The 15,320-nt window shown below is 59.7% G+C and carries 13 protein-coding genes; 12 read left to right on the forward strand and 1 reads right to left on the reverse strand.

Going from position 1 to position 15,320, the window contains the following annotated elements:
* Nucleotides 1-209 precede the first annotated feature (209 nt).
* The 12 genes from M0808_RS27345 to M0808_RS27400 all read left to right on the forward strand — a co-directional run bounded on the left by M0808_RS27345 (nt 210) and on the right by M0808_RS27400 (nt 13,515).
* Entirely contained in the window at nt 210-572 is a 363-nt protein-coding gene (locus tag M0808_RS27345; RefSeq protein WP_247843088.1) for a response regulator, read from the forward strand.
* An 82-nt stretch (nt 573-654) separates the two neighbouring features.
* Nucleotides 655-1,947 carry a glycosyltransferase gene (locus M0808_RS27350; RefSeq protein WP_096796580.1) on the forward strand — a complete coding sequence of 431 codons (1,293 nt, stop codon included), beginning with the start codon at nt 655-657 and terminating at the stop codon, nt 1,945-1,947.
* 144 nt (nt 1,948-2,091) lie between these two features.
* Nucleotides 2,092-2,961 (forward strand): phosphatidylinositol-specific phospholipase C domain-containing protein, encoded by an 870-nt coding sequence (locus M0808_RS27355; RefSeq protein WP_247843089.1) that lies wholly within the window; start codon nt 2,092-2,094, stop codon nt 2,959-2,961.
* A gap of 68 nt (nt 2,962-3,029) precedes the next feature.
* A complete protein-coding gene (locus tag M0808_RS27360) occupies nt 3,030-3,935 on the forward strand; it encodes an AraC family transcriptional regulator (protein WP_096796578.1) in 906 nt (301 codons plus the stop codon).
* A gap of 342 nt (nt 3,936-4,277) precedes the next feature.
* Nucleotides 4,278-5,588 (forward strand): sugar ABC transporter substrate-binding protein, encoded by a 1,311-nt coding sequence (locus tag M0808_RS27365; RefSeq protein ID WP_247843090.1) that lies wholly within the window; start codon nt 4,278-4,280, stop codon nt 5,586-5,588.
* Between the two features lie 155 nt (nt 5,589-5,743).
* The gene (locus M0808_RS27370; protein ID WP_096796586.1) at nt 5,744-6,670 is read left to right on the forward strand and encodes a sugar ABC transporter permease; all 927 of its coding nucleotides are present in this window, start codon (nt 5,744-5,746) and stop codon (nt 6,668-6,670) included.
* Between the two features lie 8 nt (nt 6,671-6,678).
* Nucleotides 6,679-7,509, forward strand: coding sequence for a carbohydrate ABC transporter permease (locus tag M0808_RS27375; RefSeq protein WP_003225143.1), 831 nt, complete (start codon nt 6,679-6,681; stop codon nt 7,507-7,509).
* Nucleotides 7,510-7,673: 164 nt separating this feature from the next.
* Complete coding sequence (gene ugpC, locus M0808_RS27380) at nt 7,674-8,777, forward strand: sn-glycerol-3-phosphate ABC transporter ATP-binding protein UgpC (protein WP_247843091.1); 1,104 nt, start codon at nt 7,674-7,676, stop codon at nt 8,775-8,777.
* A 17-nt stretch (nt 8,778-8,794) separates the two neighbouring features.
* Nucleotides 8,795-10,267: a mannitol dehydrogenase family protein gene (locus M0808_RS27385; RefSeq protein ID WP_247843092.1), complete on the forward strand. Its 1,473-nt coding sequence runs from the start codon at nt 8,795-8,797 to the stop codon at nt 10,265-10,267.
* A gap of 135 nt (nt 10,268-10,402) precedes the next feature.
* Nucleotides 10,403-11,899 (forward strand): xylulokinase, encoded by a 1,497-nt coding sequence (xylB, locus tag M0808_RS27390; protein WP_247843093.1) that lies wholly within the window; start codon nt 10,403-10,405, stop codon nt 11,897-11,899.
* A gap of 13 nt (nt 11,900-11,912) precedes the next feature.
* Nucleotides 11,913-12,851: a carbohydrate kinase gene (locus M0808_RS27395; protein ID WP_247843094.1), complete on the forward strand. Its 939-nt coding sequence runs from the start codon at nt 11,913-11,915 to the stop codon at nt 12,849-12,851.
* 43 nt (nt 12,852-12,894) lie between these two features.
* Nucleotides 12,895-13,515: a hypothetical protein gene (locus M0808_RS27400; RefSeq protein WP_134786477.1), complete on the forward strand. Its 621-nt coding sequence runs from the start codon at nt 12,895-12,897 to the stop codon at nt 13,513-13,515.
* A 143-nt stretch (nt 13,516-13,658) separates the two neighbouring features.
* Here M0808_RS27400 and M0808_RS27405 read toward each other — a convergent pair whose 3' ends face one another.
* Complete coding sequence (locus M0808_RS27405) at nt 13,659-14,960, reverse strand: OprD family porin (protein WP_134786478.1); 1,302 nt, start codon at nt 14,958-14,960, stop codon at nt 13,659-13,661.
* Nucleotides 14,961-15,320 lie beyond the last annotated feature (360 nt).

Here is a 15,320-nt window from a genome sequence, read left to right on the forward strand (position 1 = left end):
ATGGATCCATTTTTCTCACCGCCATGATGGCAATTTCCTACATTTGCTGCACTTCCCGATCAGGCAACGGGTATCCTTGCCGCCCCGATTTGCAGCTAATCTTTTTCGTATCCGCTCGGGAACTTGTGGCCATGCGCCACTTACTCATGCAAGAGCCCGGCATTTTCGACCGGTCGCCGTTCCGATTTCATTTCTTGAGAGCTATCCCTATGTCCACCCCAGCGTCCACCATCCTTGTAGTAGAAGACGACGACATCGTACGCATGCTCATCGTCGATGTGCTGGAGGAGCTGGATTTCAAGGTGTTGGAGGCGGCAGACGGCGAATCTGCGCTGAACACTCTCCGGGATCAGAGCAAGGCTATCGACTTGATGATGACTGACTACGGCCTGCCGGGCATGACAGGCAGTGAACTGGCCGGCAAGGCACGTGAACTGCGCTCCACCCTGCCCGTTCTGTTCGCCAGCGGTTACGCCGAAAACATCGACGTACCTGCGGGCATGCATGTGATCGGCAAACCGTTCTCCATCGATCAATTGCGTGACAAGGTCAAGGGCATTCTGACCGAGTGATTGGCTTTGATCCGGCAGCGGCTGCAGATGTGCTCTAATTGCGCGCCATTTTCAGCCGCCTGCCTGCAAGGATTACCCGTCAATGACTGCATCACCCGCCACCAAAGTTCTGGTCATCGGTTACGTCTGGCCCGAACCGCGCTCTTCGGCAGCCAGCGGGCATGTGATGCAGATCCTCGAGACTTTTTTGCAGCAAGGCTGGGACATCACCTTCAGCAGCCCGGCCGGCCCGGGCGAGCACAAGGCTGACCTGACCGCGCTGGGCATCCGCGAAGTGCCGATCGAACTGAACAACAGCAGCTTCGATAGTTTCATCAGTGAACTGGCCCCGGATATCGTGCTGTTCGACCAGTTCATGATGGAAGAGCAGTTCGGCTGGCGCGTCGAAAAGCAATGCCCGAACGCTTTGCGCGTCCTGGAGACATCCGACCTGCAGAGCCTGCGCCACGCCCGGCACCAGCGGCTCAAGGAACGTTTGAAAGACGACCCGGACAATCAGGACTTCAGCGCCCTGTTCGCGCCGGCGCTGCGCGAAGAGTTCGAGTTGATGGCCGATACGGACCTGGCCAAACGGGAAATCGCCGCGTTGTATCGCTGCGATCTGAATCTGATGATTTCCGAAGTGGAAATCCAGTTGCTGGTCGAACAGTTTCAAGTCCCTGGCGACCTGCTGCACTGGTGCCCGCTGATGCTCGAACCACCGCGCGATTCGTTCGTCCCCTTTGAAGAGCGGGCGCACTTTCTGAGTATTGGCAACTTCCGTCACGCGCCCAACTGGGACGCCGTGCTGTGGATGAAGACCGCCATCTGGCCTCTGATCCGCCAGCAATTGCCCGGCGCCCAACTGCATATCTACGGTGCCTATACGCCGCCCAAGGCCACAGCCCTGCACAACGCGGCGCAGGGGTTTCATGTGATGAACTGGGCAGAAGATGCGCTGCAAGTGATGTCGCAAGCCCGGGTTTGCCTGGCGCCTTTGCGTTTCGGCGCTGGGATCAAGGGCAAGATCGTCGATGCAATGCTCTGCGGCACGCCCAACGTCACGACGCCCATCGGCGCCGAAGGCATGGGCGGCGCATTGCCCTGGCCCGGTGCGGTGGCTCAGTCGGCCCAGGCCCTGGCCGACGCCGCTGTAGCGCTGCACGAAGACAGATTGCGCTGGGCTGACGCACAGCAGGCCGGCGTCGCGTTGTTGAATGCGCGCTATCGGCAGACTGATCACGGCCCGGCGCTGATCGCTCGCCTGCAACATTGCCGCGACAACTTGTCAGCATTACGTCGCGCCAACTTTACTGGCAGCATGTTGCGTCACCACTTGCATAAAAGCACTCAATACATGGCGCAGTGGATCGAAGCAAAGAACCAGAAAAGTTGATAACTAAAGTGCAAAATCACATTGCCAATACTTTGCAAAGAGTGCTGGCTTGTAGTTTTTCCGTTTGCACCAAAGAATAACTTCCGAACTGACCAAACAAGTTGACTGGTCGGAAATTAAACTTTATCTGCAACGGAATGCACCATGAGTAATTACCCTTTCAAAAACTGGATGGCGGCTACACCGGATATGGAGCGACTGACCCTTGGTGAAGTGGTCTGGCCCGGCGCGCATAACTCCGGGCTGGATTTTGATTTTCCGTACCCGGCTTATCTCCAACCCGCCCAGAACTGGTTTGTCTGTCAGGACGGTCCGTTCATTCAGCAACTTAATGAAGGCGTGCGCGCCTTCGACTTGCGTTTGCATTCAGATGAACACTGGCTGGGCATCAGGAAGTTTCATACCTTTCATGGCGTGAAACTGCTCCAGGGACGCTCCTTGAGCGAGTTGGTAAAAAGTCTCAATTTTTTCCTCAATGAAAATCCGAACGAGTTCATCGTATTGGACTTACATGAACTCAAGGGCACCAACGATCAGCCATTCGATTACAAGGGTTTCCATGAAGTCATCACCACGGAGCTGGCTTCGCGGCTTATTCCCCGAAACAACGGTCATCTGACCCTTGAACAACTTAAAAGGGCCAGTTCGCTACAACGCGTGGTGTTGGCAAGCGACTCGCACCCGGATTTCAATTCGCCCCTGTACTGGCCGAAAATACGCCATGAATGGAGCGGGTCGGACATCACCTCGCCAGAGCAACTCAAGCAACACATCACCCGAACCCTGGCCAACCCGCCGGTACCCGGCAGCCTCTGGTCATTGTCGGCCACCAGCTATGGCGAACTGGCCGGCGTCAAGCGGATCACCGACGAACTCGATCAATGGTTTGGCCCAGACTCGGGATGGGCGCCGAAGTGCAGCATTATCAATGCCGACTTCATCGGTGGCACTCCACTGATCGGCCATTGCCAGCAGGTCAACCAGTCCAAAGGTCTACGCAAGGCCCGGGACTGAGGCGCTGGAACTGTCCGTGGCGCGCGTGCATGATGGGCACCTGAACACCACAACAAGACGCATCGGACATGACTCGGGCAACCAGAATCACTGATCCCTCCTACGAACTGATGGACGACCATAACGGGTTGTCCATCATCTACCGTCAGCATGGTTTTCCGTGCCCGTTAGTGCGCTGGCATTTTCACAAGGAATACGAACTGCACCTGATCGTTGCCAGTTCTGGCAAGGTCTTCATCGGCGACTACATCGGCAACTTTTATCCGCAAACACTGTTCCTCACCGGGCCCAATCTGCCGCACAACTGGATCAGCCAGGTGGCCGACGACGAGGTGGTGGAAAAGCGCGACATGCTGGTGAACTTCACCGATGAGTTGTTCGACAGCGGGCACCAGGTGTTCGCCGAACTCAAGACTTTGGCGCCGCTACTGGAGCGTGCGCAATATGGCATCGAATTTCGCGACAAGGATACGATCCGTCAGGCCATGACGTTGATGCAGCGAATTGCCGACACGCGCGGCGTTACCCGTCTCGGACACTTTTTCATTCTGATGGAGCTGCTGGCGGCGACTGACGATTATCAATTGCTGTCCGGCGCCACTAACACGCAACTGGCCGACGAGCACAACATCGACCGCACCAACCGAGCGGTCGATTTCATCTTCGACCATTACGCCCGCGAATTGACCCTGGAAGAAGTCGCCGATCATCTGGGGATGAAGCCGACCTATTTCAGCCGCGTGTTCAAACAGGCCACCGGGCGCAACTTCATCGAGTTCGTCAATCGCCTGCGCATCAGTAAATCCTGCGAACTGCTCGCTGACGGCGACAAACCGGTGACCGAGGTGTGTTTCGAGTCGGGCTTCAACAACATTTCCAACTTCAATCGGCGCTTCCAGCAACTCAAGGGCATGACGCCGTCGCACTATCGACGCCTCGCTGTACAACGCCTGACCGAACAAAACCTCGGCTGATACCACCGCCCCCTGTAGGAGTGAGCCTGCTCGCGAAAGCGGTGTATCAGTCAACTGATCTGCAAACTGACACAGCGCTTTCGCGAGCAAGCCCGCTCCCACAAAAAGCATCCGACGCGATGAAACCTGTACTGATTCGATAGCCCCTCCCCACTTAAAAGCCCTTCCCTGCGTCTACCGCAACAAACCCCAGTGCAAAAAAGTATTGATTTGAGTGCGACGGATGATTTGTCAGTCCGTCGTTTGAGGGCTGTAATCAGCGCACATTCTTCCTGCATTCGGAAGACACAAAAACAATAACTGTCCTTCTGCCGCCCGCCGGGTGCAGAAAAGGAGTGCACGATGCAACCCACTGCAAAAGCTCTGCTAGCCCTCACCTGCATGACCCTCAGCAGCGTCAGCCTTGGCGCCCAGACCCTGACCATCGCCACCGTCAACAACAGCGACATGATCCGCATGCAAAAGCTCTCGAAAACTTTCGAGTCCGAGCATCCGGAGATCAAGCTCAACTGGGTGGTGCTGGAAGAAAACGTCCTGCGTCAGCGCCTGACTACCGACATCGCCACCCAGGGCGGGCAGTTCGATGTGTTGACCATCGGCATGTACGAAGCGGCACTCTGGGGCGCCAAGGGCTGGCTCGAACCGATGAAGGATCTGCCGGCTTCTTACGCCCTCGACGACGTGTTCCCGTCGGTGCGCGAAGGGTTGTCGGTCAAGGGTTCGCTGTATGCCCTGCCGTTCTACGCCGAAAGCTCGATCACCTATTACCGCACCGACCTGTTCAAGGACGCCGGCCTGAGCATGCCCGAGCGCCCGACCTGGGAACAGATCGCCGGTTTCGCCGAAAAACTCACCAACAAGGACAAAGAGCAGTACGGCATTTGCCTGCGCGGCAAGGCCGGCTGGGGCGAGAACATGGCGTTGATCACCACTGTCGCCAATGCTTACGGCGCGCGCTGGTTCGATGAGAAATGGCAGCCGGAATTCACCGGCCCGGAGTGGAAAAACGCGCTGAACTTCTACGTCGACACCATGAAGAAATCCGGCCCGCCGGGCGCGTCCAGTAACGGTTTCAACGAAAACCTCGCGCTGTTCAACAGCGGCAAATGCGCGATCTGGGTGGACGCTTCCGTCGCCGGCTCGTTCGTCACCGACAAGACCCAGAGCAAGGTCGCCGATCACGTCGGTTTCACCTTCGCCCCGCATCAGGTCACTGACAAAGGTTCGGCGTGGCTGTATTCATGGGCACTGGCGATTCCGACCAGTTCCAAGGCCAAGGACGCCGCCAAAGCGTTCAGCGCCTGGGCCACCTTCAAGGAATACGGCGAGCTGGTGGCCAAGACCGACGGCATCGCCAACGTACCACCGGGCACCCGCGCCTCGACCTACAGCGATGCTTACATGAGCGCGGCGCCGTTCGCCAAGGTCACGCTGGAATCGCTCAAGGCCGCAGACCCGAGCAAACCGACGCTGAAACCGGTGCCCTACATCGGCATTCAGCTGGTGACCATTCCTGAATTCCAGGGCGTGGGCACCCAGGTCGGCAAGCTGTTCTCGGCAGCGCTGATCGGCCAGACCACGGTGGATCAGGCCCTGACGGCCGCGCAGCAAACCACCGAACGCGAGATGAAGCGCGCCGGTTATCCCAAGTAACCACTGAACGACTTGCTCCTGCCTCCTGTGGGAGCGGGCTTGCTCGCGAAAGCGGTGGGTCAGTGTCATGTGTATTGACTGACACGACGCCTTCGCGAGCAAGCCCGCTCCCACATGGGATCTCCATAGGTCTGTATGACTCGGTTGTGATCACCATGAATACTTCAACTGCCAAAGCCCACCTCGACCTGTCGCAACCCCAGCGCAAAGTCCGCGTACGCAATCCCGGCTGGTTTCTGGTCAGCCCTTCGGTGGCCCTGTTGCTGCTGTGGATGATCGTGCCGTTGGGCATGACCATTTACTTCTCGATGATTCGCTACAACCTGCTCGATCCGGGGGTGAACGAATTCGTCGGGCTGGAGAACTTCAGCTATTTCCTCACCGACTCCGGGTTCCTGCCCGGTGCCACCAATACCCTGTTGCTGGTGGGCAGCGTACTGCTGATCAGCGTGGTGTTCGGTGTGCTGATCAGCGCGTTGCTCGAGGCCAGCGAGTTTCTCGGTCGTGGCATCGTGCGGGTGATGCTGATCTCGCCGTTCTTCATCATGCCCACCGTCGGCGCGCTGATCTGGAAGAACCTGATTTTCCATCCGGTGTCGGGAATCCTCGCCTACGTCTGGCGGCTGTTCGGCGCCGAGCCGGTGGACTGGCTGGCGCACTACCCGCTGCTGTCGATCATCATCATTGTTTCGTGGCAATGGCTGCCCTTCGCGATCCTGATCCTGATGACCGCCATGCAGTCCCTCGACCAGGAACAGAAGGAAGCCGCGCGTCTCGATGGTGCCGGCCCCGTCGCGATCTTCTGGCACCTGACCCTGCCGCACCTCGCACGCCCGATTGCCGTGGTGGTGATGATCGAAACGATCTTCCTGCTGTCGGTGTTCGCCGAGATTTTCACCACCACCAACGGCGGCCCCGGCTACGCCTCGACCAACCTCGCCTACCTGATCTACAACCAGGCGCTGGTGCAGTTCGACGTCGGCATGGCCTCGGCGGGCGGCTTGATTGCCGTGGTCATCGCCAACATCGCCGCGATCATTCTGGTGCGGATGATCGGCAAAAACCTGACTGACAAAGCCTGAGGCCTGCCATGACTCTTCAACAATCCCGCCGGCTGCAAAGCCTGCTGCTCGGCACCCTGGCCTGGGCCATCGCGATCGTGATTTTCTTCCCGATCTTCTGGATGGTGATGACCAGTTTCAAAACCGAAATCGACGCCTTTGCCACGCCGCCGCAGTTCATCTTCACGCCGACGCTGGAGAACTATCTGCACATCAACGAACGCAGCGACTACTTCAGTTTTGCCTGGAACTCGGTGGTGATTTCCTTCAGTGCCACGGCGCTGTGCCTGCTGATCGCGGTGCCTGCCGCCTACTCGATGGCGTTCTATGAAACCCAGCGCACCAAGGGCACGTTGCTGTGGATGCTCTCGACCAAGATGCTGCCGCCAGTAGGCGTGCTGATGCCGATCTACCTGCTGGCCAAGAGTTTCGGCCTGCTCGACACGCGCATCGCGTTGATCGTGATCTACACCCTGATCAACCTGCCGATCGTGGTCTGGATGATTTACACCTACTTCAAGGACATCCCCAAAGACATCCTCGAAGCCGCCCGCCTCGACGGCGCCACCCTGTGGCAGGAAATGGTCCGCGTGCTGCTGCCGATCGCCAAGGGCGGCCTCGCCTCGACCGTGTTGCTGTCGCTGATCCTGTGCTGGAACGAGGCCTTCTGGTCGCTGAACCTGACCTCGTCGAAAGCCGCGCCGCTGACCGCGCTGATCGCCTCGTACTCAAGTCCTGAAGGCTTGTTCTGGGCCAAGTTGTCGGCAGTCTCGACCCTGGCCTGTGCGCCGATCCTGATCTTCGGCTGGATCAGCCAGAAGCAACTGGTGCGCGGCCTGTCATTCGGCGCCGTGAAATGAATATTCCAGAACCAACACCTTCCCCTGTGGGAGCGGGCTTGCTCGCGAAAGCGGTGGGTCATCCAACAGTGATCGTGACTGACACGGCCCCTTCGCGAGCAAGCCCGCTCCCACCAAAAGCTTGCCCGGCGCCATTGAATTAACTTAAGCGGAGGCCCATCACCATGGCCAACCTGAAAATCAAGAATCTGCAAAAAGGCTTCGAAGGTTTTTCCATCATCAAGGGCATCGACCTTGAGGTGAACGACAAGGAATTCGTGGTCTTCGTCGGCCCGTCCGGCTGCGGCAAATCGACCCTGCTGCGGCTGATCGCCGGGCTGGAAGAAGTCAGCGGCGGCAACATCGAACTCGATGGCCGCGACATCACCGAAGTCAGCCCGGCCAAGCGCGATCTGGCGATGGTGTTTCAGACCTACGCGCTGTACCCGCACATGACCGTGAAGAAAAACATGTCGTTCGCCCTCGATCTGGCCGGTGTACCGAAAGCCGAAGTCGAGAAAAAGGTCGGCGAAGCGGCGCGCATTCTCGAACTCGGTCCGATGCTAGAGCGCAAGCCAAAACAACTGTCTGGCGGCCAGCGGCAACGGGTCGCCATCGGCCGGGCGATCGTGCGCAATCCGAAGATCTTTCTGTTCGACGAACCACTGTCCAACCTCGACGCCGCGCTGCGGGTGCAGATGCGTCTGGAGCTGCTGCGTCTGCACAAGGACCTGCAAGCCACGATGATCTACGTGACCCACGATCAGGTCGAAGCCATGACCATGGCCGACAAAGTCGTGGTGCTCAACGGCGGCAAAATCGAGCAGGTCGGCTCGCCGCTGGACCTCTATCACAACCCGGCCAACCTGTTCGTCGCCGGTTTTCTCGGCACGCCGAAAATGGGTTTCCTCAAAGGCAAGATCGCCCGCATCGACGGCCAGACCTGCGAGGTCTCGCTGGACGCCGGTACGCGCATCACATTGCCGTTCAACGCCGCCAACCTGAGCGTCGGCAGCGCCGTGACCCTGGGCATTCGCCCGGAACATCTGGAGCTGGCACAACCGGGCGACTGCACCCTGCCCGTCACCGCCGACGTCAGCGAACGCCTGGGCAGCGACACCTTCTGCCACGTCACCACCAGCGCCGGCGAAGCCCTGACCCTGCGCGTGCGCGGTGATCTGGCCAGCCGCTACGGCGAGCAACTGAACCTGCACCTGGACGCCAGCCATTGCCACCTGTTCGACGCCAATGGCGTGGCGCTGACCCGCCCGCTGCGCGCGGCGGCCTGAATTTCGAGACCTGCCCGATGAAACTGAATGCACAAAATCTGCATCGCCTCGCCCCCGAGGTGCAACTGCCGTCCTACAGCCTCAGCGACACCCGTCAGGGCATCGCACACATTGGCGTCGGCGGCTTCCACCGCGCCCATCAGGCGTATTACACCGATGCGCTGATGAACACCGGCGAAGCCCTCGACTGGGCGATTTGCGGCGTCGGCCTGCGCGCGGAAGACCGCCGCGCCCGTGACGATCTCAAAGAGCAGGACTACCTGTTCACCCTGTTCGAACTGGGTGACAACGACGACACCGAAGTGCGGGTGATCGGTGCGATCCGCGACATGCTCCTGGCCGAGGATGGCGCGCAGGCGCTGATCGACAAACTTGCCGATCCGCAGATCCGTATCGTCTCGCTGACCATCACCGAAGGCGGCTACTGCATCGACGACAGCAACGGCGAATTCATGGCGCACCTGCCGCAGATTCAACACGATCTGGCACATCCGCAGGCGCCGAAAACCGTGTTCGGTTTCCTCTGCGCGGCGCTGGAAAAACGCCGTGGCGCGGGCATACCGGCGTTCACGATCATGTCCTGCGATAACCTGCCGCATAACGGCGCAGTGACCCGCAAGGCACTGCTGGCCTTCGCCACCCTGCGTGACCCAGGACTGCGCGACTGGATCGAGCAGAACGTCAGTTTCCCCAACGCCATGGTCGACCGCATCACGCCGATGACCAGCACCGCGCATCGTCTGCAACTGGCCGACAAACACGCGGTCGACGATGCCTGGCCGGTGGTCTGCGAGCCGTTTGTGCAATGGGTGCTGGAAGACAAATTCGTCAACGGTCGCCCGGCCTGGGAACAGGTCGGCGTGCAGTTCACCGATGACGTTTCGCCCTACGAAGAAATGAAGATCAAACTGCTCAACGGCAGCCATCTGGCGCTGACGTATCTGGGCTTTTTGAAGGGCTATCGTTTCGTCCACGAGACCATGAACGACCCGCTGTTCGTGCGCTACATGCGTGCGTACATGGATCTCGATGTCACCCCACAACTGGCGCCGGTACCGGGCATCGATCTGACCGACTACAAAAATACGCTGGTCGCGCGCTTCTCTAATCAGGCGATTGCCGATCAGCTGGAACGAGTGTGTTCAGACGGCTCGTCGAAGTTTCCCAAGTTCACCATTCCGACGATCAACCGCTTGATTGCCGATGGTCAGGAAACCAGGCGTGCGGCGTTGGTGGTGGCGGCCTGGGCGTTGTATTTGAAGGGCGTGGATGAGAATGGCGACACTTATACGATTCCCGATCCACGGGCGGAATTCTGTCAGGGACTGGTGGCGGATGATGCGTTGATCACTCAGCGGTTGTTGGCGGTCGAGGAGATCTTCGGCACGGCGATTCCACGGTCGGCGGAGTTTGTTGCGGCGTTTGAGTGGTGCTGCAACAGCTTGCGTGAGGTGGGGGTGACGCGCACGTTGGAGCGGGTTTTGGCCTGAATTCAGCGGTGAAACCACCGACGCCTTCGCGAGCAAGCCCGCTCCCACAGGGGAACGCGTTTCAAAATGTGGGAGCGGGCTTGCTCGCGAATGGCAACCTCACCTTGGCAGATCTGAAACCCTGAGGACCTCACTGTGACCACCCGACAACTCTTCCTCGGCATCGACTGCGGCACCCAGGGCACCAAGGCGATCATCCTCGATGCCAGCAGCGGTCAGGTGCTCGGCGAAGGCGCCGCCACGCACACGATGATCAGCGGCGCCAACGGCCGGCGCGAGCAGGACACCCGACAGTGGCTCGACGCCTTCGCTCTCGCCACCCGCCGCGCCTTGCTCGCAGCCAATGTTGACGGTCAGGCGATCCTCGGCATCGGCGTTTCCGGCCAGCAACACGGTCTGGTACTGCTCGACGATCAGGGCCAGGTGCTGCGCCCGGCCAAACTGTGGTGCGACACCGAAACTACCGATGAAAACGACCGTCTGCTCCAACACCTCGGCGGTGAAAAAGGCTCACTGGAACGCCTCGGCGTGGTCATCGCGCCGGGCTACACAGTGTCGAAACTGCTGTGGACCAAGGAACAGCACCCGGAGGTGTTCTCGCGTATTGCGCGCATCCTTCTGCCCCACGACTACCTGAACTTCTGGCTCACCGGCCGCGCCTGCAGCGAATACGGCGACGCCTCCGGCACCGGCTATTTCAACGTGCGCAGCCGTCAGTGGGACTTGCAACTGCTGCGCGACATCGACGCCACGGGTCGCCTGCAAGCCGCGTTACCGGAGCTGATCGACGCGCATCAGGCGGTCGGCACGCTGCTGCCGGCGATTGCCGAACAGCTCGGCCTCAACCCGAATGCGCTGGTTTCCAGCGGTGGTGGCGACAACATGATGGGCGCGATCGGCACCGGCAACATTCAGCCGGGAGCGATCACCATGAGCCTCGGCTCCTCCGGCACGGTGTACGCCTACGCCGAGGCGCCAAAAGTCAGCGCGGACGCTTCGGTCGCGACCTTCTGCTCGTCCAGCGGCGGCTGGCTGCCGCTGATCTGCACCATGAACCTGACCAACGCCACCGGCGCGATCCGCGAACTGTTCGACCTTGATCTCGAACAATTCAACGACCTCGTGGCCAAGGCGCCGATCGGCGCCGAAGGCGTGAGCATGTTGCCGTTCCTCAACGGTGAACGCGTCCCCGCCCTGCCCCATGCCACCGGCAGCCTGCACGGCCTGACCCTGAGCAACCTGACCCAGGCCAACCTGTGTCGCGCCGTGGTCGAAGGCACCACCTTCGGTTTGCGTTATGGACTGGATCTGTTGCGCCACAATGGTTTACAAAGCCGCAGCATTTGCCTGATCGGCGGCGGTTCGAAAAGTGCGGTGTGGCGGCAGATCGTCGCCGACATCATGAACACCCCGGTGATCTGCACCGAACACAGCGAAGCCGCAGCCCTTGGCGCGGCGATTCAGGCGGCGTGGTGCAAGTCATGGTCGAATGGCCACGAAGACACTTTGGCCGACCTGTGCCAGCGCTGCGTGAAGCTCGATCTGCACAGTGAAACCCTGCCGGTCGCCGCCCATGTCGCGGCGTTCCAGCAGGCCTATGAACGCTATCAACAGCATGTCGCAACCCTATAAAGAGCAAACAATTATGTATTTGGTGTGTGGCGAAGCCCTGTTCGATTTCTTCAGCGAAGACGATGCCAGCGGTCTGGCCTCGAAAGTCAATTTCAAGGCGATTGCCGGCGGCTCGCCGTTCAACGTCGCGGTCGGCTTGCGCCGTTTGGGTGTGGATTCGGCGCTGTTTGCCGGGTTGTCCACCGACTATCTGGGCCGACGTCTGCAGCAGGTGCTGCAGGAAGAAGGCGTGCGTGCGGACTACCTGATCGACTTCGCCGCGCCAACCACGCTGGCGATGGTCGCGGTCGGTGCCAACGGTTCGCCGCATTACAGTTTTCGCGGCGAGGGCTGTGCTGATCGCCAATTAAGCCTCGCCCATCTGCCGCAGCTCGGAGATGACGTGCGTGGTCTGCACATCGGCTCGTTCTCGCTGGTGGTGCAGCCGATCGCCGACACCCTGCTGACCCTGGTGCAGCGCGAAAGCGGCAAGCGCCTGATCACCCTCGACCCCAACGTGCGCCTCAACCCGGAGCCGAATATCGACCTGTGGCGCGAGCGCGTGGCGACCCTGGTGCAACTGGCCGACATGATCAAGGTCAGCGACGAAGACCTGAGCCTGCTGTATCCCGAACAGGACCCGCAGCGCGTGATCGAAGGCTGGCTGCAGCATCGCTGCCAGTTGGTGTTCCTGACCCGTGGCGGCGAAGGCGCCACCGTGTTCAGTCGCGCCCATGGTTCATGGTCAGTACCAGCGTGTTCGGTGAAGATTGCCGATACCGTTGGCGCCGGCGATACCTTTCAAGCAGCGCTGATTACCTGGTTGACCGAGCAAGAACTGGATTCGGTCGAAGGGGTTCAACAACTCAGCCGCGAGCAGATCGACGCGATGCTCAGGTTTGCCGTACAGGCGGCCGCCCTTACGTGCAGCAAGACCGGCCCGGATTTACCCTATCGTCACCAGTTGACCTGAGCGCGTAGACTGTCGGCCTTTTTGCGCGCATGGGGATGACGGTTTGATGTCGGGGCGGACGGCGGGACTTTTGATACTGGCGGGATTACTCAGCGGCTGCGGCACCTCGCCGCCGCGTTCGCCGGAAGACATTTGCGCGATCTTCCGCGAGAAAAGCGACTGGTACGATGCGGCGCAAGTCACGCAAAAGCGCTGGGGCGTGCCGATCCAGGTGCCCTTCGCGATCATGTATCAGGAGTCCGGCTACCGCTACGACGCCAAAACACCGCGCAAATACCTGTTGTGGGTGATTCCGTGGGGCCGGGTCACCACCGCGTCGGGCTACGCCCAGGCCAAGGATGAAGTCTGGTCCGACTACCAGAAAAGCACCGGCCGACACGGCGCCGACCGCGAAGACTTCGACGACGCCATCGACTTCGTCGGCTGGTACATGGACAAGACCACTTCGATCAACGGCGTGTACAAGTACGACGCCTATAACCAGTACCTGAACTACCACGAAGGCTGGGGCGGTTTTCGCAACAAAACCTACGCCAGCAAGGCCTGGCTGATGCCGACTGCGCGCAAGGTGCAGGCGCGCTCCGACGTGTATGCGCGGCAGTATGCCGGGTGCAAAGAGGATCTGAATCGCGGTTTCTGGAGCCGGTTCTGGCATTGGTTGTAGGGGAGCCTTTGAGGACGCCTTCGCGAGCAAGCCCGCTCCCACACTGGATCATCCGTAAACACAAATGTTGTGCTCGGCACTGATCCCCTGTGGGAGCGGGCTTGCTCGCGAAAGCGGTCATCCGGACACTGCAGCCCTCACAGTTACAACACCGAAAAGTTGTAACTCACAATCAACCGGGTCTCATCCACATCCCGGGCAAACTTTTCATAGTTGGTGCGGTAAGTCGCATTGCGCAGGCGCAGGCTGACATCCTTGAACGTGCCCGTCTGGATCACGTACTTCAGCTCGCTGTCGCGTTCCCACTCTTTGCCTTCCTGATCGCTGCCCGGCACCTTGATGTGATCACCGTTGACATAGCGGGTCAGGAAGCTCAAACCGTTGATGCCGATGGCCTTGAAGTCATAGTCATAACGCAGCTGCCAGGAGCGCTCCTGCGCCGCGGCGAAGTCGTTGACCTGCACGTAGTTGACCAGATACGGGTTGCTGCCATCGAGGTACGGCATCGAATTGTCGCCGTTCATGCGCTGCCAGCCGGCGCTGAAGGTGTGGCCGCTGATGCCGTAGGACAGCATGCCGCTCAAGGCGCGGTTGTCGATGGAGCCGGCCTTGGCATCACCGCTGTCGGCGCTTTTCAGCAAACGCAGATCGGCCTTCAGCACACCGTCACCCAGCGGTTGGTTGCCGAGCAAGCCAATGAAGTGCTGGCGGTAGATGTCTTCCAGCTCGGCGTAGTGATACTGCGCGGTCAGGCGATCGTTGATCTTGTAATCGATGCCGTACATGTCGAAATGATCGGCGGTGGTGTTGCAGGCGTAGCGCTTGTTCTTGCAGTGCACGCGGATGTCTTGCGAATCAGTGGAATCGCGCGCGGTGTACTTGTCCAGACGCGCGGCCATGAAGGTCAGATCCTTCACTTCCCTGGAGGTCAGCATGGCGCCGTTGAACATGGTCGGCAGCAAGCGGCCGTCGTTGTACTTGAGCAGCGGTAGATCCGGCAGCAGTGCGCCGTACTTCAACACCGTGTCCGAAACCTTGACCTTGGCGGTCAGGCCCATCTTCGCGTACTGCCCCTTCGAGCCGCGCGGGTTCTCGCCACTGGACGGCAGCAAGCCGCTGTTGCTGCGATCAGGGCTGGAATCGAGCTGAAACCCGAGCATGCCCAGCGCATCGATACCGAAGCCGACCGTGCCCTCGGTGTAACCCGATTGCAGATTCAGAATAAAGCCTTGCGCCGACTCTTCACGCTTGGAAGCGCCCTGGTCACTGGAGGTATGCCCATCACGGAAATCGCGGTTGAAATACACCGTGCGCGATTCGATTTTCGCCGTGGTGTCTTCGAGAAAACCGCTGGCCTGAACCTGCGCAGCAAAACCGGCGCACAGCACAACGGCTCCGAAGCCAAACGACTGGCGCGGGGTGATGAGAGGGAATGGGGGACGCATGAAAAACTCCAACAGTACAGCGTTTGCGCCGGGGCGCAGTCAGCCAGAAAAATAGCTCCCGTCCCGGGTCAAAAACAGCCGGGAAGAAGTGGACACGCAGGGGTGAGTTGCAATGATGGCAGATGGCTTTTACGGGTTGAAGGCGACTTTAGTCTGAAACTGACTGGCGATTCTTCGGCCTGCGATTGGCTCAAATCATGCGCTGACCAAGGGCTCACGACTGCGAAGCCCCCGGTTTCATTGGGTTTAAACGCCGTCATAGGGGTTTTCCCTATACCCCGCGGGACCCCTCTCTACGGCATTTGCGCCTTGAACGAGGCGGTTTAATCCTCCATCATCCGTCACCTGCTTATTCAATGG

This window comes from Pseudomonas sp. MWU12-3103b (assembly GCF_023100615.1).
GTDB classification, from domain to species: Bacteria; Pseudomonadota; Gammaproteobacteria; order Pseudomonadales; family Pseudomonadaceae; genus Aquipseudomonas; species Aquipseudomonas putida_A.